The organism is Mesorhizobium sp. M1252 (assembly GCF_040318265.1).
In the GTDB taxonomy this organism is placed as follows: Bacteria; Pseudomonadota; Alphaproteobacteria; order Rhizobiales; family Rhizobiaceae; genus Mesorhizobium.
On sequence record NZ_JAMYLX010000002.1, the window covers coordinates 383,247 to 403,213 of the forward strand.

Here is a 19,967-nt window from a genome sequence, read left to right on the forward strand (position 1 = left end):
GGAATTAATCCCTTGGCTATTGGTATTTTATTGGTATTATCCGCCCGGAGGAGACATCGCGTGAAATTCGTGCTCGGTATCGACGGCGGCGGCACCAGCTGCAGGGCAGCCCTTGCGACAGGCGATGGCGTTGTCATTGGCCGTGCCAAAAGCGGCGCCGCCAACATCCGCACCGATCTCACCGGCGCTCGCACCCACATCGTCGAGGCTGCTCGTCAGGCCTTCATCGCCGCCGGGCAAGATCCGGACCTGATCCCGCAGACACCAGCCATTCTCGGCCTTGCCGGCGCCAATGTCGGCACCTACCGCCAGCAGCTTGAAGCAATCCTCCCGTTCAGCATCAGCCGCGTCGAGACGGACGCCGAGATCGCGCTCGAAGGGGCAGTCGGCTCTGGTGACGGCGCCATGGCCATCCTCGGCACCGGCACCGCCTATATGGCGCGCAAGGGCGGCACGTCGCGCGCCATCGGCGGCTGGGGCTTTCAGGTCGGTGATCAAGGCAGCGGCGCCCGGATCGGCCGCGACCTGCTGGAGCAGACGCTGCTCGCCCATGACGGCGTCCGGCCGCGCTCAGTCCTGACCGACAGCATGATGGGCATTTTCCGCAACAATCCCGAAGACGTGGTCGAGTTCACCACCAATGCCAAGCCCGGCGATTTCGGCGGCTTCGCGCCCAAGGTTTTCGAGCATGCCGAGAAGGGCGACAGCGTCGCCAACTGGATCGTGGACAAGTCGGTTGCCGATGTCGAGGAGTCGCTCCACGCGCTCGACCTCTCTGATGACGCCCCGCTCTGCCTGCTCGGCGGGCTGGCGCCGCTCTATGGGCCGCGCCTTTCCCAGCGCTACCAGGCGCTGGTGAAAGCGCCGCTCGACGATGCGCTGGGCGGCGCCGTGCAGATGGCGGCCCGCATCTTCGCCAAAGCGGAGGCGACGCGATGAGCGACGCCGCCGACCAGATCTTCGCCACGCTGAAGCAGTCGTCGCAGAGCGGCGCCCCGCTCTATCTGCAGCTCAGGAAAAGCATCGAGGACGCCGTCAATCGCGGCCTGATCGGGCCGGGCGATGCGCTGCCTTCCGAGCGCGACATCGCCACCAAGGCCGACATTTCGCGCGTCACCGTGCGCAAGGCGGTGCAGGATCTGGTCAAGGGCGGCATCCTCGTGCAGCGCCACGGCTCCGGCACCTTCGTCGCGCCGCGCATGGAGCGCGTCGAGCAGTCGCTCTCCAGGCTCACTTCATTTACCGAGGACATGGCAAGGCGCGGCATGGCGGTGCGTTCAGCCTGGCTCGATCGCGACCTCTACCCGCCCTCGCCCGACGAGATGATGGTGCTCGGCCTGTCGTCGAACGAGCTGGTGGCGCGCGTGGCGCGCCTGCGCATCGCAAACGACACGCCGCTGGCCATCGAGCGCGCCTCGTTGTCGGCCAGCGTGCTGCCGGATCCGGCCGGGATAGGCTCGTCACTCTATGCGGCGCTGCAACTGACCGGTAACCGGCCGGTGCGGGCGGTGCAGCGCATATCGGCCGCCAATCTCGGCGACGCCGATGCGCGTCTGCTCGAAGTGCCATCCGGCATTGCCGGCCTGCACATCGAACGCATTTCCTATCTCGCGAGCGGCAAGGTGATCGAGTTCACCCGCTCCATCTACCGCGGCGATGCCTATGATTTCGTCGCCGAATTGCGCCTGACAGGGCCGAGCGAAGAGGGCCGACCATGATCCCCAAGACCACCCATATGCGGCGCGAGATCGACGAAATTCCGCAAGCCGTCGCTCGCCTGCTCGATGGCTCGGCGGCGGTGCTGACCGAGGCCGGACGCGGCATTCGCGAGCGCGATCCGAGCTTCGTCGTTACCGTCGCGCGCGGCTCGTCCGACCATGCCGCCACCTTCATGAAATATGCCGTCGAACTGACCGCCGGCCTGGCCGTCGCTTCGGTCGGTCCATCGGTCGCCTCGATCTACGGCGCCAAGCTCAAGCTCGCCGGTTCGGCTTGCCTCGCCATCTCGCAATCCGGCAAAAGCCCTGATATCGTCGCCATGGCCGAGACGGCACGAGCCGGCGGTGCGCTCACCGTCGCCATCACCAACACCGCCGATTCGCCGCTGGCGCGGGCTTCGGATTTTGCCATCGACATTCTGGCCGGCCCCGAGCGCAGCGTCGCGGCGACCAAGACATTCGTCAATTCGGCGGTCGCCGGCCTGGCGCTGATGGCGCATTGCACCGGCGACGACAGACTGCTGGCCGCCCTTGCCCGCCTGCCCGAGCATTTCAGCAAGGCGATCGCCTGCGACTGGATGGCGCTGGCCGGCGCATTGGAGACACCGCAATCGCTGTTCATCCTGGGACGTGGCCCGTCGGCGGCGATGGCCAACGAGGCGGCGCTGAAATTCAAGGAGACCTGCGGCATGCATGCAGAGGCCTATAGCGCCGCCGAAGTCATGCACGGCCCGCTGGCCCTGGTCGGGCCAGGCTTCCCGGTGCTGGCGCTCGCCGCCCGCGATGCCTCCGAGCCGTCCGTGGCAGAGGCTGCCGACAACCTTGCCGGCAAGGGTGCAGCAGTTTTTGTAACCTCGGACAAAGCCAAGAGCGCGGCGCGGCTGCCGCATGTCGCCACCGGTCATCCCTTGACTGACCCGCTGACGCTGATCGTCTCCTTCTACGGCTTCGTCGAAGCCTTCGCCCGCCATCGCGGCCTCGATCCGGATGTACCGCGCAATCTGCGCAAGGTGACGGAAACCGTATGAGCGACCGTTTTGCCCTGACTGGCGCCCGAATTTTCGATGGCGACGACTGGCATGACAACGCCGCCCTTGTCGTGCACGGCGATGTGGTCGAAGGCATTCATCCCGTCGGCGCCATTCCGTCGGGCGTTGCCCGCATCGACGCCGGGGGCGGCATGCTGGTGCCGGGTTTTGTCGACCTGCAGGTCAATGGCGGCGGCGGCGTCATGCTCAACGACCATCCCGATGTCGCCTCGCTGGCAACAATCTGCCGGGCGCATGCGCCGTTCGGCACGACCGCACTGCTGCCGACGCTGATCACAGATACGCCTGACATCACCGCCGCGGCCATTGCCGCCGGCACCGGGGCGGCACGGCAAAAACTGCCGGGATTTCTCGGCCTGCATCTCGAAGGGCCGCATCTCTCCGTCGCCCGTAAGGGCGCGCATGAACCGGCGCTGATCCGGCCGATGACGGATGCGGATGAAGCGGCGCTGGTCGCGGCACGCAAAAACCTGCCGGTGCTGCTGACGACGATAGCGCCTGAATCCGTCGAGCCTGCCCGCGTTGCGGCCTTGGCCAAGGCCGGTGTGATTGTCAGCCTCGGCCATTCCGACACCGGCTACGCCACGGCCAGAGCCTTTGCCGATGCCGGCGCCAGCGTGGTCACACATCTGTTCAACGCCATGAGCCAGATCGGCAACCGTGAGCCGGGGCTGGCGGGTGCGGCCATCGACATAGGCAGTCTGTCGGCCGGGATCATCGCCGACGGCATCCATGTCGATCCCGCCACCATGGCAATCGCGCTGCGCGCCAAGCAGGGGCCGGGCAGGATCGTGCTGGTCACCGACGCCATGGCGACGATCGGCACCGACATGACGTCGTTCACCCTTAACGGCCGCATCATCTATCGCAAGGATGGCAGTCTGCGGCTGGCCGACGGCACGCTGGCCGGCGCCGATCTCGATATGATCTCGGCCGTCCGCTACATGCACAGGATCGTCGGGCTGGACCTGTCGGAAGCGTTGCGCATGGCCTCGCTCTATCCGGCGCAGGCGGTCGGCCAGGCCCACCGGCTCGGCCGCTTCGCCAATGGCACGGCTGCCGATATCGTCGCTCTGTCGGACGCCCTCGACGTCAACGGCGTCTGGATCGGCGGCGACAAGGTTTTTGCAGGCGCGGACAGTCCGCGCTAAAGTCCACCCATGCATGATGTCGACTGCGTTGTCGCCGGAGCCGGTGTTGTCGGCCTCGCCATTGCCCGCGCGCTGGCGCTGTCGGGCCGCGAGGTGCTGGTGGTCGAGAAGGCCGCAGCCATCGGCACGGGCACCAGTTCGCGCAATTCGGAAGTCATCCATGCCGGGCTTCATTATACGCCGGGCAGCCTGAAGGCCCGTCTCTGCGTCAACGGCCGCGAGCGTCTCTATGCCTATTGCCGCGAGCACGACGTCGCCCATCATCGCACCGGCAAACTGATCGTTGCCGTCCAACCCGAGCAGTTGGACAAACTGCAGGCGATCCAGATCAACGCGGCGCAATGCGGAGTCGGTGACCTCAAGCTTTTGACGCGCGCAGAGGCCGAAAGCCTGGAACCGGCGCTGAGCTGCGCCGGCGCGCTGCTGTCGCCGTCAACCGGCATCGTCGACAGCCAGGCGCTGATGCTGTCATTGCGTGGAGACGCGGAAGCGGCCGGCGCATCTTTCGCCTTGCTCACCGTTGTCTCAGGCGCGAGCATCGAAGCCGACGGCATCCGGATCGACACGCGCGACGCCGATGGCGAGGGTTTCACCTTGAAGACCGGCGCCTTCATCAACGCCGCCGGCCTCGACGCGCAGGCGCTCGCCGGCCGCATCGAAGGCCTCCCGCAAGACCGTGTTCCGCCGCTGTGGCTGGCGCGCGGCAATTATTTCGCGCTTTCCGGCCGCTCGCCCTTTTCGCGGCTGATCTATCCGGTGCCGGTCCATGGCGGCCTCGGCGTGCATCTGACCCTCGACATGTCGGGGAGCGCGCGCTTTGGCCCGGATGTCGAATGGATCGATCGCGTCGACTATACCGTCGATCCCGCACGAGGCGCTGCCTTCTACGACGAAATCAGGCGCTACTGGTCCGGCCTGGCGGACGGCGCCCTGCAACCGGCCTATGCCGGCGTCAGGCCGAAACTGTCCGGTCCGGGCCAGCCGCCCGCCGACTTCGTCATCCAGGGACCGGCTGACCACGGGGGCGGTCAGATCGTCAATCTGTTCGGCATCGAGAGCCCTGGCCTTACCGCCAGCCTCGCCATGGCAGAGCATGTCGTTGGGCTTTTATATCCGCAATGACGGACGTTTCCTGAAACGTCGGGCAGGCGCATACCATGAAACCTTTTGATATGGAGGTCGTTGTCGGGGCATATGTCCGAGGCAAAACCCAAATCGGAACCGACCGACGGTGTCGGAGCGCGCGATGCCACGAAGTCGCGCCGGGAAAAGCCGTCACGGCAAACGCGCGGAGATGGACCGCGCAAGGACACGCCGCGCGAGAAAAAAGCATCGACAGTGGAAGCCGCCTCCGAGCCCGTTGGCGAGGCTGCGCCGCCGCCGGATGCCGTCGAACCCGATCCCAAGCTGACGCCCGAGCAGGCCGAGCAGGCGCGCAAAAAATATCTGCTGCGGCGTTTCTGGATCAGCGGGCGCGGCTATTGGGGGAGGCATGGCGACAAGCTCGCCTGGCCTTTGACGATCGGAGTGCTGCTGCTGATCTGCATCAACATCGGTTTCCAGTATGGCATCAACGTCTGGAACCGCTCGATGTTCGATGCCCTCGAGCAGCACAACGCCCGCACAGTCTATCTCCTCAGCGCCGTATTCGTGCCGCTGGTGATCTGCAGCGGCAGCCTTGTCGTCGCGCAGGTCTATCTGCGCATGACGATCCAGCGCCGCTGGCGTTCCTGGCTGACCACCGGGGTCGTCGCGCGCTGGCTGGCAAACGGCCGCTACTACCAGCTGAACCTCGTGGGCGGCGATCACCAGAACCCCGAGGCACGCATGACCGAGGATCTGCGTATCGCCACCGAGTCGCCGGTCGATTTCACTGCCGGCGTCCTCAACGCATTCCTGTCGGCCTCTACCTTTATCGTCGTGCTGTGGACCATCGGCGGCGCGCTCACCCTGCCGATCGGCGGCGAGAGCATCACCATTCCCGGCTTTCTGGTCATCACCGCGATCATCTATGCCGCCATCACCTCGACCTCGATGGTGGTCATCGGCCGCGACTTCGTCCAGCTCTCCGAGCGGAAGAACCAGGCGGAGGCCGAACTGCGCTACACGCTGACGCGCGTGCGCGAAAACGGCGAGAGCATCGCCTTGCTGGGAGGCGAGGACGAGGAGCGCAGCGGCATCGACAGGAATTTCGGCCATGTGCTGAGGCAATGGGCGCTGCTGACCGGACAGCACATGCGCACGGCCGCGGTGTCGCAGGGATCGAGCCTGTTTGCGCCGGTCGTGCCGATCCTTTTGTGCGCGCCAAAATTCCTCGAAGGCTCGATGACGCTTGGCGAGGTGATGCAGGCGGCGTCTGCCTTTGGCATCGTGCAAGGCGCGTTCGGCTGGCTGGTCGACAACTATCCGCGCCTCGCCGACTGGAACGCCTCCGCGCGGCGCTTTGCCTCGCTGATGGTGTCGCTCGACGGGCTCGAGCGCGCCGAGCAGAGCGATGCGCTCGGACGCATCAACCGGGGCGAAGCGGAAGACGGCGCCATCCTCAGCCTCGACAATCTTTCCGTGACACTCGACGACGGCACCTCCGTAGTCAAGGAAACCGAGGTCGTGATCGAGCCGGGCGAGCGGGTGCTGGTTTCAGGCGAATCCGGTTCAGGCAAGTCGACGCTGGTGCGGGCCGTCGCGGGCCTGTGGCCATGGGGCGGCGGCAGCGTCAATTTCCACACCGACAGGCGCCTGTTCATGCTGCCGCAACGCCCCTACATCCCTTCCGGAACGCTTCGCCGCGCGGTCGCCTATCCCGCGGCGGCGGACAAGTGGACCATCAAGCAAATCAAGGCTGCCCTCGACAAGGTGGGGCTTGGCTATCTCACCGGCAGGATCAAGGAAGAGGCGCCATGGGACCAGACGCTGTCGGGCGGCGAAAAGCAACGCCTCGCCTTCGCGCGCCTGCTGCTGCATCGCCCCGATATCGTGGTGCTGGATGAAGCGACTTCGGCGCTCGACGAGAAGAGCCAGGACACGATGATGTTGACGGTGATCCGCGAACTGCCTGACGTCACCATCATCAGCGTGGCGCATCGTGCGGAGCTCGAAGCCTTCCACAGCCGCAAGATCACCCTGGAGCGGCGCGAGGGCGGCGCCAAGCTCGTCAGCGACGTCGACCTCATCCCGCGCAAGCGCAAACGCAGCCTGCTGAACCGCGCTTTGTGGGGTTCCAGCACTCGGGTGAAAAAACCGCGCAGGTAAAAGGCGCCACTGCCGAACCGCGAACAGATGTCCAGGCGAAGCGCTTGGGCAGAGACATTAGCCGGCTATGGATTAGCCGTAGAGACCCTTGTAGGTCTCGCGCAGCAGGTTCTTCTGCACCTTGCCCATCGTGTTGCGCGGCAGCTCATCGACGAAGATCACCTGCTTCGGGTGCTTGTATTTGGCCAGCTGGCCGGCAATGGCGCCAACGATCTCGGCCCCGGTGATCTGCGATGCCGGCGCCCGCACCACGACAGCGGTGACGCCTTCGCCGAAATCGGGATGGGCAATTCCGATGACGGCACTTTCCAAGACGCCGGCAACGGCGTCGATCTCGCTCTCGATCTCCTTGGGATAGATGTTGTAGCCGCCGGAGATAATGAGATCCTTGCCGCGGCCGACGATGTGGACGTAGCCGTCCGCGTCGATGATGCCGAGGTCGCCGGTGATGAAGAAGCCGTCCTTGCGAAACTCCGCCTTGGTTTTTTCCGGCATGCGCCAATAGCCGGAAAAGACATTCGGACCTTTGACCTCGATCATGCCGACTTCACCCTGGCCAAGCGCATCGCCGCTGTCAGGGTCGGCGATGCGCAGCGAAACGCCGGGCAGCGGGAAGCCGACCGTGCCGGCCCGACGCTCGCCCTCATAGGGGTTCGACGTGTTCATGTTGGTCTCGGTCATGCCGTAGCGCTCGAGAATGGCGTGGCCGGTGCGCTCGCGCCAGGCCTTGTGCGTTTCGGCGAGCAGCGGCGCCGAGCCGGAAACGAACAGGCGGATGTTCTTCGCCGCCTGGGCATCCAGCCCGTCCTGCTGCAGGAGCCTGGTATAGAAGGTCGGCACCCCCATCAGCACTGTCGCGCGGGGCAAGAGCGAGACGATGCGGCCGGCGTCGAAATTCCGCTCGAACAGCATCGAGGCGCCGGCCATCAGGGTGACGTTGGTGGCGACGAACAGGCCATGCGTATGGAAGATCGGCAACGCGTGGATCAGCACGTCATCCCCGGTGAAACGCCATTGCTCGACCAGCACGCGCGCATTGGAGGCCAGGTTTTCATGGCTGAGCATGGCGCCCTTGGAGCGTCCGGTGGTGCCGGATGTGTAAAGGATTGCGGCCAGATCGTCCGGCCCGCGCGCCACGGCGTCGAAATCCGTGGGCTGTTGTGCCGCCAGTGCGGTCAGCGAGCCCTCACCATTGCTGCCAAGCGTGAAGGTGGCAGCACCCGACGCCTGCGCCAACGGCGCGATAGCGCCGGCGCGGGCCGGGTCGCAGACGACCAGCCGCGGCTCGGCATCACCGAAGAAATAGCCGAGTTCGGCCAGCGTGTAGGCGGTGTTGAGCGGCAGGAAGACTGCGCCGGCGCGCAGGCAGGCGAGGTAAAGGGAAATGCATTCGGGGCTTTTTTCGACCTGCACGGCAACGCGGTCGCCCGGCTCGACGCCGAAATGCCTCAGCGCATGTGCCAGCTGTGCCGATTGCGCCAACATATCGCCAAAGGCGATCGCGCGTCCGTCATCGGTCGCCATCAGGATGCGCTCGGCGGCTGAAATCCGGCTGCGGAACGCGTCGAACAGGTGATTGGTCATGCGCATTCCCTAGAGATGATGCCGAAAAGTGTGAAGCGGTTTTCGGAGGACATCATGCTCTATCCCTTTGATTTAGAGCCGGATGGCCTTGGAACAAAGGAAACGATTTCGCCTCCGTCCGGCAAAAACGTGAAATCGGGTTTGCCGCCGATCAGATGAAGGCAAGCGGACTTGGATAGCTGGCGGATTTTGGATAGCGGACCGGAAGCGCTTCTATCTGCGGCTGCGCAGCGCCTTGGTGGCGCTCACGCGTGGATCGCCGCTGTCGTTGAAGCGCTCCATGCACATGGCTGCCGTCAGACGGTAGTGGTTGAGGAGGGCTTCAACGGCGCCGTCGGCATCGCCATCCACCGTGCGCTCCGCAATCAGCCGATGTTCACTGATTTCGTCGCGCTCGCTGCCGTCCTGGGAGATCAGCCGGTAACGGGAGGCCTGATCCGAAAGCTGGTCGCAAAAGCCGGTCAGCCAATGCGAGCGGCAGCCTGCGATCAGTGCCCGATGGAAGGCGCGGTGCAGCTTTTCCCATTCCGGATTGTTCGAGGACGGATCCTCCGGCAAGCGGCGCGGGGCACGCGCCAGGCGATGCAAGGCCAGCACGAGCTGCTCTTCCCATTCGCCGGTGCGGTTGGCAATGGATTCACGCAGCGCCCGCTCTTCCAGCCAGCAGCGGGTGCGCGTCAATTCCTCGAGTTCCGGGGCACTGACCGGCATGATGAAGAAACCGCGCTGGTCGTGGCGGCCGAGCAGGCCTTCCGAAGCAAGTCGGTTGAGGGCCTCGCGAACCGGTGAGGCGCCGGCGCCGTAACGGGAAACCACCCATTCGACACGAAGCTTGCTTTCACTTTCAAACACGCCGCGCAGGAGATCGTCGCGAAGCTGTTGATAGACCGTACTAGCGAGTGTGCTCTTGGGTCCCGCGCCTTCGCTCACATCGGCAGATCCGTAGGTCAATATGACTCCTGTAGCTCTCCCATGCTCCGCTAGCCCGTTCGCGAAGCAAACGATTTCCCCTGTAAATTTACTGTAACTCCTAAGGCATCCGCCCCTCAAGCGAAAGATCACGATATTCGACTTAAAGAGGAAGGTTGACCGCATCTTATCCGCCGGAAGTAACTAAAATCGTGAAAAACTTGTTCTTCTGAAGAAAGTTTGTCTGCCAGCATGGCAGGTGCCCTCGAGAAACAGCTTCGAGATCCCGAATACGGATAATTTTTTCTTAACGCGCGTCATGCCGCCGGATTGACCTCTCCCCGCATGCAGATCCCTTCGGCAGTTATCCACTAGATTTATGGGCCAAAACTAGTGCCGGATGCCGCGATCCTGTCGCTTGCCGCGATGCCCTTGCGGCTGCCACCCGTTGACGGCTTTTTGGGAGATCGAAGGATCAGGCAGGGAGATCAGGCCGAGGAGAACCGACCAGCCGGGAACTTGCCCTGGAACTGATGTCAGCCGGCAGCCCGGTCGGCCGCGGTTCGGATGGCTTCTATATTGGCCCGGTAGGCTTCGACGCTGCCGCCCTTGAAGATGGCGGCGCCTGCCACCAGCACATCGGCGCCGGCTGATGTGACCAGGGGGGCGGTTTCCGGCGACACGCCGCCGTCGATCTCGATGCGAATCGGCCGGTTGCCGATCAGCGCTTTCACCCGCTTGACCTTGTCGACCATGGCCGGGATGAAGGCCTGGCCGCCAAAGCCCGGATTGACGGTCATGATCAGGATCAGGTCGAGCCGGTCGAGCACATATTCGATCGCACTTTCCGGCGTCGCCGGATTGAGCGATACGCCGGCCTTCTTGCCGAGACCCTTGATGGTCTGAAGCGAGCGGTCGAGATGCGGTCCGGCCTCGGCATGCACGGTCATGCCGTCGCAGCCGGCATCGGCAAAGGCGGCCAGATAAGGATCGGCCGGCGCAATCATCAAATGGCAGTCGAAAAAGGCCTTGGTGCGGTTGCGGATGGCCTTGATCACCGGCGGGCCGAAGGTGATGTTGGGCACGAAATGCCCGTCCATCACGTCGAGATGAATCCAGTCGGCGCCGGCCGCCGCCACCGCCCCGACCTCGTCGCCGAGCTTCGAGAAATCCGACGCCAGCACCGATGGCGCGATCAGGGTCTTCCTGCTCATGATGCGGCCCCTTTGGGCGCCCTGTTTGCGGGCGCGGCCTTGACGACTGCTAGAGCAATTCCAGGAAAAGTGGGAACGGCTTTCCGTCCGGAATTGCGTGAAAACAAAGAGATAGAGCGGTTCGGCGTTTCCACGAAACGATGAACTGCTCTAGACCATGATCCCGGAAAGGGAAAGTCGGTATTTGCTGCGCCCGGCAGCGGGTTCGGCGAATACCTGGCCGCCTGATCGCCGCAGCGCGCCCAAGGAAAAAACCCGCCGAATCGCTCCGGCGGGGTTCTGAATTTTGACTCGTATTCAGATCCTATGGCTTGAAGTTGGCCGCCGGATCCCTTTGCGGCTGTACCTGCGTCTGCGGCGTGCGCTTCGGTATGAACTGCTGAAGGACACCTGGATTGAGCAACAGGGTCGGATCGAGCGACGGCTGCTGCGGGATCGCCCTGCAGTTCGGGAACCGACCAACCGTGCCTTCGGGGCAGCGCCGCTTGATGATCGGCACGCACTGGCCGCCGACCATCTGCGAGCCCGGGGCGCAGTCTCCCACCTGCGGCCTCGGCTTGCGGCATGCGCCGTCGATCACCTGGGTGCCGCGCGGGCAAACACACTCGCCGCGCTTGTTGTGCACCTGGCCGCGTATGTCGCACTGTTCCAGCACAGGCTTCTTCTGCCGGCAGGCATTGCCTTGCACCTCGGTACCCCGCGGGCAGACACAATTGCCATTGGCGTCATGGACCTGGCCGCGGATCGAGCACTGCTCGGGCTTCGGCCGGATCGGCCGGCAGACCTTGCCCCTGACTTCTGTGCCGTCCGGGCAGACGCAATCGCCGTTGGCGTTGTGGCTCTGACCACGGATCGAGCATTGTTCAGGCTTTGGCCGGATCGGCCGGCAGGCTCCATTGCGCACCTCTGTCCCACGCGGGCAGACACAATCGCCATCGGCGTCACGAACCTGGCCGCGTATGCTGCACTCCTGAGGCTTCTGCTTGTCGCGCACGCAGGCATTTGCCTGTCGGTCGAGATGCGTACCTTCCGGGCAGTAGCAGCCATTGCCGTCCGACGTCGGGACCGAACCGGGGATGGCGCAGCCAGGCTTGTCGGTCTTGACGCAAGCGCCGTTCTCAAGCTCGGTTCCGCGCGGGCAGACACAGCGTCCATCCTCGGTGCGGATCTGGCCCTTGAGCAGCACGCAGGGCCTCGGATCCTTCGGCTGGATGATGACGCCGCCGTCGGGCGAGCACTGGCCGTTGCGGAACGTCGTGCCTTCCGGACACACGCACCGGCCGGCATCGTTCATGACGAAGCCTGGCGAGCATTCCTTCTTCACCTCGCGCTTGATGGTGAACGGATGGCAGGCATAGGCCTTGCCGCGATCGCCCTGGACGTTGGTCAGGTCGCCGGGCAGTACGTCGCCGCCGCCTTGCACCCTGGTGTCGGGAGACAAGACGCCGACGCAGTTCCGGCCGCTGACGTTGCCCCGCAGATTGACCAGGGGAGCGTCGGGAAGGACCACGGTGACCTTGTGCACATGGCTTTCCCCGGCGCCGAGCGTCAGATTGGCAATGCAGGTCAACGGCAAGGTCGTCGGTTCGGGCGAGCAGCCAAAGGGCGGTTCGATCGAGGTGATCGCGACGCCTTGCAGCCGCCCCAGCCCGTCCACCCCGATCGCATCGCCGATGCGGACCGGACCGGAGAAGGCGGTCTGGCCATCATTGGTGATGGTGATCTCGAACGAGCAGGGTTGCCCCGGCTGGCACTCGGCATCGCCGGTCTTCTTGACGCTAATGGTGGACGTGCCGCCGCCCTTGGCGCAGGCCTGGCCGATCGGGTAGACGACGTCGTCTCCAGGGGCCGGGCCGTACGAGCCGCGTGCGCAGTTCTCGAACGCGCCATTGGCCAAGACCGTCACGTCGAAGTGCCTGGAGGTTCCGGGCGTCATCGCGGCGCCGGGTATCTGGCATGACAGCGCATTGGCCGGAACCGCTCCGCAGGCCCATTCCGCACCGTCGGGTGTGACGGTCTGGATCTGGACCGGCGCGCCACCCGATATCAGCGTGGCAGCATCGTTGACCCGCACCGGACCGGTGGGGGCAGAGGTGCCAAGGCTGATGACGGTGATGCGGCAGGAAACCACCGCCGCACCGGCGAGCGAGCCATTGCAGACCTTGGTGATGCGTAGGGTCGGCTTGCCGCCATTGGGATGACGGAAGCGTTCCTTGGCGCAGGCCTTGTTGTTGGTGAGGTCGACCTCACCGGAGACGGGCTTCAGCGCCGCGCAGTTCTCGACCGAATCCGACTGGTAGCCGGCCGGCATGACCGCCCTGACGACGATCGGCGTCGATGCGCCCGGCATCAGCACGATGCCGGCATTGTCGCAGCGGAACTGGCCGGGACCGTTCGGTCCGCATGTCCAGGGCGGAGACGGGCCGAAGGTCGAAGAGGCCGGCGCGCCGCCCGGGTAATTGTCGACAACCGTCAACGGCCCATTATAGGGGACGCTGCCATTGTTGATGATGTCGATCACGAAGTAGCAGATGCCGTCGGGCGTGCAGACCGGGATGCGGGCACGCTTCTTCAGGATCAGGTCGACCTTCTTGTCGACTGGGGGCCGGCAATCGCGGTCGCGGTCGCCACGCCGGCAGATCGGGATCGAGGCACAGCCGCGATCGTTCTGCTGGCTGCCGAACAGCGGCTTGCCGCTGGCGCCGTAATTATAGGTGGCGCAGTTGCGCAACGCGCTGCCTTGCCAACCACCCGCCGGCTTGAAGCCGAGCTTGAGGTTGATGGAGGCCCCCGGATTGAGCGTGGTCACCGGATAGGTGCACGTCATCGGGGTCACGCCGGGCATGCATACCCAGGGCGGGTTGGGCCCTGAATCCAGAGTCGAGCCGGCCGGCAGCGTCACCTCGTCGAGCACGATCTTGCCGTGATACGGCCCGTCGCCGACATTGGTGACCTTGATGGTGAAGTCGCAGCCGCCGCCCATCGTGCAACGCGTCACGTCGGCGCGTTTCTCGACCTTGAGGTCCGGTTCCTTGTCCTTGGGGGGACATCTCAAGTCACGCGGGATGACGATGTCGATGGTCTGCGTGCAGCATAGTCCCCAACCCTCCTTCGGGCCGGCATAGGTCTCGATGCCGGTGACGATGAGGTGGATGACGTCGCCGGGCGATGCACCGACGATCTTCCAGTTCAGCACACCGCCGCCCGCCGGCACCAATTGCGTGTCGGGGATGATGGTGATGCCTGGGGTCGTCGTCGATACCTGCACCCATTTGCCGCCCATCTCCGGGCCGACAGGCATGTGGTAGATGAACGCGCCGCCGCCTTGCACGCAATCGACCGTGCCGCGCTCCACCTTGAAACATTCCCGGTCGGGAGGCGGAGGCCGCTTGTCACAGTTGGTGAGGTCGATCTTGATCGAGGTCTTGGCCCCGGTCTTGTAGTCGCCGTCGTCGGGCTTGCCCGGATCCTGCGACGGGATGATGGCCCCCGTGCCGACGCCCGGCGTCACCTTGATCATGCCCTGGTTGTCGACGATGGTCGGCGAAGGAAACGCCGCATGGTCGATCTTGGCGGTGATCTTGAAATTGATGACGCGTTCATTGCCAGCCCCAGCGCCGTCGAGATCGGTGGTGGAAATCCGGAAATCGGAAACCCTTGCCGTATCGTTCGGATTAGCCGAGGTGCTGATTGTCGCACCCGGCAGCGGTCCGCCAGACGCATCCGTGCCGTCGCCGGACACGTTGACGTTGACGATCGCAAGACCGTGCGGAAGCTGATCCTTGAAGTCGAGTTGGAGTTTCTTCAGCCTGGCCGAAAAGCTTGGGTCGGCAAAGCCTTGCGAGTCGCCGCGCAGGCCAAAGCTCAGGGAGTAGACGACGTAGTCGCAGCTCCTCTGTGTGCCTGTTTTGGTGAAGAACGGCACAATCCGTTCCGGCCTCGGATTGACGATTTTTGAATTGTCGAGGTCGAGCCGCAGTTCCGGAGTGATCGGGACTGCATCTTCGGCGTGGCTTGCCACAGGGGTGAACATGGCGACCGCGATACCGGCCGCCATCAGCCAGCGCGCGCCGCGCCTGGCATATGACAGGGGTTTCATGATGGTCTCCATGACGTTGGATTGACTGCTGTTCGCGGTCGGGGAAAGTGCGAGATTTTTCATCTTCCCCTCCTCAACGTTCGCAGCTGACGGCTGGGGTTCTGAGCGGCAAAGTCATCTTGCAGCAAGGGTAGTAGCCACCCTTGTCCTTGTCGGACTGCCTGTAGAAGCAAAGTCCAACATCGACTCTGTCGCCCGGAGAATGGCCGGTGATGTCGACCGTGTAAGGCTTACCGGGAGCATGCGACTGGGGTGATGTCACCCCGACGCCTGGTGTCATGGACTGGACCTTGATCGAATCGCCGCCAAAGCCGGCATGGTCATGGAGATAGAGGTCGGCCTGGAGGCCGCGAGGCGTGCAGTAGAACTGAACATCCTCGACATCGATGCACGGAGGCAGATCGCCGGGCGGTGGGAAGCCCGGCGGATAGAACGGCGGCAGATAACCGCCTGGGATCTCTTCATAATAGCCGGCACGGCCGTCGCAGGGGTGCCAGACCTCGACGTCGCCGACATGGCCTTCCACTTCTGGGTCTTCGAAATAGCCGTCGAAGTCGACGAACCACGAGCCGAAAGGCGGCACGTTGGCCGGCTTGACCAACGGCGTCGGCGTGATCTGCACGCCGTGCACGCCAAGCGGCCCGCCGGCGGCGAGCTGGTCGGCAAGTGTCGGGTTGTCGCGCAGCTTGTCGCCGGTGTTGACCAGCGTGTCGGTGCACACGCCGGTGTCGAGATTGCCGTCGGCGTCATAGCCATATTGCAGGTCGAGCCCACCGGCCGACTGCCGGTTGCCTTGCGGGAAGCCGACTGCATATTCCTGCGGCTCTTCCACCCAGACCGATTCCGTCGCCGGATCGTCCGGGTTTTCGCGCCAGTAGCGGATGACCTCGCCCTTGCCGGAATCGGCGAACTGGCTGTAATCGTAGCGATTCTCGACCGGGCCGCGCTGCGCCAGATACATGAAGCCCTGGCTGTCGAAGGCGATGTCGGTGACGGCGTAGTCCTTGTCGGCCTTGACCGTCAGCTCCCAGCGCGGATCACCGGCAAAGCTGCCATCGCGGGCAATGCCAACCGACCAGATCTCGGCCTTTTCGCCGACCGAATAATAGAGCCGGCCGCCATGATAGGCGACGGACCAGACGCGGCGTTCGTCCTGCGTGTAGCCCCATGTGTCGGGGTCTTCCGAGTCGAAGGCAGCACCCTGTATGTCCATCACCGCACCGTCATCGGCGACGGGAGCCAGCCCATGCGCCGGCCGCCCGGCAACGCCGTGATCGAATGTGTCGATCAGCGTGCCGTTGGCGTCGAGGCGGTGGATGAAGCCCGTGTCGAGGTCGCTGGCGAAGAACTCGCGGTGATTGCTGTCGAAGCTGATGTCGCCGATGCCGGAACCGCTGTTGGTGTCAATGTCGGCGAATTTGGAGACCGCGCCGGTGATGCCGTCGATCTTCCAGATCGTGCCCGGACCGCCACCGCTTTCGGTGCCGAACTGGCCGTCCATGAAGACGGCGCCTGCGGTTCCGCGGCGCTGTCGCTCGGGCCGACCGTCGGCATCTTCGTCCGGGGTGACGATACGGATGCCGTGCAGCGAGGTCGCGCCGGCATAGAGGTTGGGGACGCCCGTGGGAACGCCGTCGCGCACACCGTCATCATAGGTAATGGCGAATACCTGGCCGATCTGTTCGGCCGTCACCTCGAAAGGCGGCGGCGTGTAGACGAGCTGGCCGGAAGCCGGTCCGCCGAGCGCCGAAACGTCGAAGACGCGCAAGGTGGCGCGCGTCGTGTCGATGAAGGTTTCGTCGACCGGGTCGACGCCGGGCGGCAGCCCCCCCCTTTCGGAATCGGCAGAGTCGAAATTGGGAATGACGGTGCCGGAAAATCCGGTGACCGCCATCGAGCCGGGATAGATGATCTGGGTTTCCTGCGCTTGGGCGGCTGTGTCCAACCAGAGCGTGGCGCTCAGCGCCAGGGCAAGCAAACCGCCGGCCAGATGGAGCGAACGGCGCAAACCGCCGCTTGGAGACGACATGGACGCGCCGCGATCGCAGGACATAAAACTCCCCCCGAAGTTTTCGGGAGGAACATCCGGTCCGGCCGCGCGAAACAGGGCAAGGCGCGGCGTTCCGGCACGTTCGTCCCTGATCGAATTGTCTGCTTTCCTCATCTTCACGATACGCCTGCTCCTGCGCAGGGTCAACGGAATCAGCCGAAAGCCCAGCGCATCGACTCCATCCCGAAGGCGGTGGTCGCGCTGAGCTTGCGTTGGTCCCGGAGACCGTGGAGCCTCTGGGGTCCTGGTCATGGGGGCATCCTTTCCGGCCCGCACCATGCGGCGCCTGGTCGTCAGTCGCAGGCTGGAGCGGAAAGGTTCATGCAAAACGGCGGCCGGGTCTGTCCGCCATTTCACAGAGGCGCGGCCAATTCCTTGTGTCAACTCAAGGTGGAAAACAGTCTTGGCGCGCGAAAGACCGGCCGGCTTACTTACCGTCAGTGCCGGCTTCTGCTAGCGTCTTCCCAACCCTGGGGGGATCATGACACGCAGGCACTTCGTTCTCTTGCTGGCGGCGCTTTTTCCATGTGCGTTGCCGGTCCATCAATCCGTAGCCAAGACCTTGGTCTACTGCACCGAGGTTAGCCCCGATACGTTCGATCCCGCACTCGCCTCCGGATCCCGCGACGCCTCGGCCACCGCTCTCTACAACCGCATGGTCGAGTTCGAGCCCGGCACCACCAAGGTGCGCCCCGGCCTTGCCGAAAGCTGGGAGATTTCCGACGACGGCCTCACCTACACATTCCACCTGCGGCACGGCGTGAAGTTCCACAGCGTCGAGGGTTTTACGCCGAGCCGCGACTTCAACGCCGATGATGTGCTGTTTACCTTCGACCGGCAGGCCAACGCGCAGAACCCGTTCAACAATTACGCCAAACGCCAGTACATTTACTTCGACGGCATCGGCATGCCGGATCTTGTCGCCGGTTGGCGCAAGCTTGACGACCATACTATGGTGATGAAGCTGAAGGCGCCGCATTCGCCGATGCTTGCCGACCTGGCGATGGATTTCGCTTCGCTCGTTTCCAAGGAATATGCCGACAAGCTCGTCGCAGAGAAGCGGCTTCTCGACTTGGCGCTGAAGCCGGTCGGGACGGGTCCGTTCCAGCTTGTCGACTACCAGCAGGATGCAGTCATCCGCTACAAGGCCAATCCGGACTACTGGCGCGGCAAGCCGAAGATCGACGATCTCGTCTTCGCCATTGCCACCGATGCCAGCATTCGCATGGAAAAGCTGCGCGCCGGCGAATGCGATCTCATGCCCTATCCAAATCCGGCCGACCTGGAGGCGATCAAGGCGACGCCCGGAATCAAGGTCATGCGGCAGGAGGGCCTCAATACGGGATACCTCGCCTTCAACACCTTGCAGAAGCCCTTCGACGATCCAAGGGTGAGGAAGGCGATCGCCATTGCCATCGACACGCAGGCGCTGGTCGACGTCGTATTCCGCGGCACCGGCGAAGTCGCACGCAATCCGCTGCCGCCAACCTCCTGGGCCTATGACAAGACGAGCCCCGATCATGTCTTCGACCCCGCTGCCGCCAGGCAGGGGCTCGCCGATGCCGGCGTAAAAGACCTGCACATGAAGATCTGGGCGATGCCGGTGCAGCGTCCGTATAACCCGAATGCGCAGCGTATGGCCGAAATGATCCAGTCCGACCTGGCAAAGATCGGTGTCACCGTGGAAGTCGTGACGTATGAGTGGACTGAATACCTTGCCCGCTCGAAGTCACGCGACCGCGACGGCGCCATGCTGTTCGGCTTCACCGGCGACAATGGCGACCCCGACAACTTCCTGTCGGTGCCGCTTGGCTGTGCCGGCGTCGGCACCACCAATCGTGCCAACTGGTGTTTTCCGGCCTTCGACGATCTGCTCAAGCAGGCAGCCGGGATCGTCGATCCCGCTGCCCGCGCAAAACTCTATTCGCAGGCGCAAACGATCTTCAGGGAGCAGATGCCGTGGGTCGCTATCGCCCACTCCGTGGTCTCGATCCCGATGCGCGAACAGGTGACGGGCTATGTCATGGACCCCTTTGATCACCACGATTTCTCGGGCGTCGATATCAAGGAATAGCATTCGGTGTCTGCCGCAGATCTCGATGTCTATGTAGAGAGCCTGCGCAATTTCCGACTGGTGCGGAGCTATTGCATCGCGCAGTTACTGCCTTACCTGGAACAGGCTGGATTGAAAGTGCGCCTGCTCGACCGGCCGGCCGGCCGAGATCGGGCGCCGGTGGCCTTTCTGCATGTCGACCTGACAATCGTGCCGCCAACGTACCGCGGTCTCGGCCACCTCTACGACCGCACCATCAATGGCCGCGCGCTGTCCATCCACCGGCACCTTTATTCGACACTGAAGCTGGAGGCCGGCGACAGCCACAAGGGGCCGGTTGTCGTCAAGACGGTCCTCAACTCCAGGGGCCGACCAGAGCAGCGCTGGTGGCAGCATCGCAACGGCCTGACCAGGAGCGCGCATGCCATCCGCAAGCTCTTCGAACCCGGCTACAAGGACCGCCTGTGCCCGCCCTATAAGGTCTACCAGACGATCGGCGAGGTTCCGCGGGATGTATGGCGCAACAATCGCCTGATGGTGGAAAAGTTCGCTTTCGATACGCTCGACCTGCCCATCGTCAAGCACCGCTACATGTTCCTGCTCGGTGCCGAGGTCAACATGCGGCAGGTCTACGACGATGTGTTGTGCGCCGGCTCAAAAATCCTGAGCAATGAGGTGGGCGGCGCCGTGCCACCGGAAGTGCTGGCGGTGCGGCAGCGGCTCAACCTGGACTTCGGCGCCATCGACTATTTCATTGTCGATGGCAAAGGTATTGTCGTCGATGCCAACAAGACCGTCGGCTCAAACCCTGAATGGCTGAAGAAAAACCGCTTTCGTCGGGAATTCAACGATCGCATGGCTGAGGAACTGATCGCCTTTGTCCGCGGTTGA

At 64.1% G+C, this 19,967-nt stretch carries 12 protein-coding genes and 1 pseudogene; 8 read left to right on the plus strand and 5 right to left on the minus strand.

The genetic code is table 11. The annotated features are described in order from the left end of the window. The first annotated feature begins 60 nt into the window (after positions 1-60). The 6 genes from NKH22_RS05345 (at position 61) to NKH22_RS05370 (ending at position 7,167) form a co-directional block, all read left to right on the plus strand. Positions 61-939 carry a glucosamine kinase nucleotide-binding domain-containing protein gene (locus NKH22_RS05345; protein WP_023702502.1) on the plus strand — a complete coding sequence of 293 codons (879 nt, stop codon included), beginning with the start codon at positions 61-63 and terminating at the stop codon, positions 937-939. Then, positions 936-1,718, plus strand: a complete 783-nt coding sequence (locus NKH22_RS05350) for a GntR family transcriptional regulator (RefSeq protein WP_023696933.1) — start codon at positions 936-938, stop codon at positions 1,716-1,718. The genes NKH22_RS05345 and NKH22_RS05350 overlap by 4 nt, the downstream gene beginning before the upstream one ends. Further along, positions 1,715-2,746: an SIS domain-containing protein gene (locus NKH22_RS05355; protein WP_023684262.1), complete on the plus strand. Its 1,032-nt coding sequence runs from the start codon at positions 1,715-1,717 to the stop codon at positions 2,744-2,746. The genes NKH22_RS05350 and NKH22_RS05355 overlap by 4 nt, the downstream gene beginning before the upstream one ends. Further along, on the plus strand, positions 2,743-3,918 hold the full coding sequence (gene nagA, locus NKH22_RS05360) for an N-acetylglucosamine-6-phosphate deacetylase (RefSeq protein ID WP_023806186.1): 1,176 nt from the start codon (positions 2,743-2,745) through the stop codon (positions 3,916-3,918). Before NKH22_RS05355 ends, nagA begins: the two co-directional genes overlap by 4 nt. A 9-nt stretch (positions 3,919-3,927) precedes the next feature. After that, on the plus strand, positions 3,928-5,040 hold the full coding sequence (locus NKH22_RS05365) for an NAD(P)/FAD-dependent oxidoreductase (protein WP_023696931.1): 1,113 nt from the start codon (positions 3,928-3,930) through the stop codon (positions 5,038-5,040). Positions 5,041-5,112: 72 nt separating this feature from the next. Further along, a complete protein-coding gene (locus NKH22_RS05370) occupies positions 5,113-7,167 on the plus strand; it encodes an ABC transporter ATP-binding protein/permease (RefSeq protein ID WP_352909089.1) in 2,055 nt (684 codons plus the stop codon). Positions 7,168-7,239: 72 nt separating this feature from the next. On the opposite strand, the gene NKH22_RS05375 is transcribed toward NKH22_RS05370, so the two are convergent. The 5 genes and pseudogenes from NKH22_RS05375 to NKH22_RS05395 form a co-directional block, all read right to left on the minus strand. Further along, positions 7,240-8,751 (minus strand): malonate--CoA ligase, encoded by a 1,512-nt coding sequence (locus tag NKH22_RS05375; protein WP_352909091.1) that lies wholly within the window; start codon positions 8,749-8,751, stop codon positions 7,240-7,242. A gap of 213 nt (positions 8,752-8,964) precedes the next feature. Next, complete coding sequence (locus NKH22_RS05380; RefSeq protein ID WP_023694237.1) at positions 8,965-9,702, minus strand: GntR family transcriptional regulator; 738 nt, start codon at positions 9,700-9,702, stop codon at positions 8,965-8,967. 494 nt (positions 9,703-10,196) lie between these two features. Further along, complete coding sequence (gene rpe / locus NKH22_RS05385; protein WP_352909093.1) at positions 10,197-10,874, minus strand: ribulose-phosphate 3-epimerase; 678 nt, start codon at positions 10,872-10,874, stop codon at positions 10,197-10,199. A gap of 1,093 nt (positions 10,875-11,967) precedes the next feature. Continuing rightward, positions 11,968-15,036: pseudogene (locus tag NKH22_RS05390) on the minus strand (DUF7929 domain-containing protein); the annotation flags it as partial. Between the two features lie 10 nt (positions 15,037-15,046). Beyond that, positions 15,047-17,302 (minus strand): NHL repeat-containing protein, encoded by a 2,256-nt coding sequence (locus tag NKH22_RS05395; RefSeq protein ID WP_352909097.1) that lies wholly within the window; start codon positions 17,300-17,302, stop codon positions 15,047-15,049. A 202-nt stretch (positions 17,303-17,504) separates the two neighbouring features. Here NKH22_RS05395 and NKH22_RS05400 point away from each other — a divergent pair, with 202 nt between their 5' ends. Together NKH22_RS05400 and NKH22_RS05405 are read left to right on the plus strand one after the other, a co-directional pair. Continuing rightward, positions 17,505-19,097, plus strand: a complete 1,593-nt coding sequence (locus tag NKH22_RS05400) for an ABC transporter substrate-binding protein (RefSeq protein ID WP_023696926.1) — start codon at positions 17,505-17,507, stop codon at positions 19,095-19,097. Between the two features lie 6 nt (positions 19,098-19,103). Next, positions 19,104-19,967 (plus strand): hypothetical protein, encoded by an 864-nt coding sequence (locus NKH22_RS05405; protein ID WP_352500292.1) that lies wholly within the window; start codon positions 19,104-19,106, stop codon positions 19,965-19,967.

Coding starts and splice junctions, on each gene's coding strand:
- NKH22_RS05350 (WP_023696933.1), top strand. CDS start 936: ATGAGCGACGCCGCCGACCAGATCTTCGCCACGCTGAAGCAGTCGTCG.
- nagA (WP_023806186.1), top strand. CDS start 2,743: ATGAGCGACCGTTTTGCCCTGACTGGCGCCCGAATTTTCGATGGCGAC.
- NKH22_RS05365 (WP_023696931.1), top strand. CDS start 3,928: ATGCATGATGTCGACTGCGTTGTCGCCGGAGCCGGTGTTGTCGGCCTC.
- NKH22_RS05370 (WP_352909089.1), top strand. CDS start 5,113: ATGTCCGAGGCAAAACCCAAATCGGAACCGACCGACGGTGTCGGAGCG.
- NKH22_RS05395 (WP_352909097.1), bottom strand. CDS start 17,302: ATGGTGCGGGCCGGAAAGGATGCCCCCATGACCAGGACCCCAGAGGCT.
- NKH22_RS05375 (WP_352909091.1), bottom strand. CDS start 8,751: ATGACCAATCACCTGTTCGACGCGTTCCGCAGCCGGATTTCAGCCGCC.
- rpe (WP_352909093.1), bottom strand. CDS start 10,874: ATGAGCAGGAAGACCCTGATCGCGCCATCGGTGCTGGCGTCGGATTTC.
- NKH22_RS05400 (WP_023696926.1), top strand. CDS start 17,505: ATGACACGCAGGCACTTCGTTCTCTTGCTGGCGGCGCTTTTTCCATGT.
- NKH22_RS05355 (WP_023684262.1), top strand. CDS start 1,715: ATGATCCCCAAGACCACCCATATGCGGCGCGAGATCGACGAAATTCCG.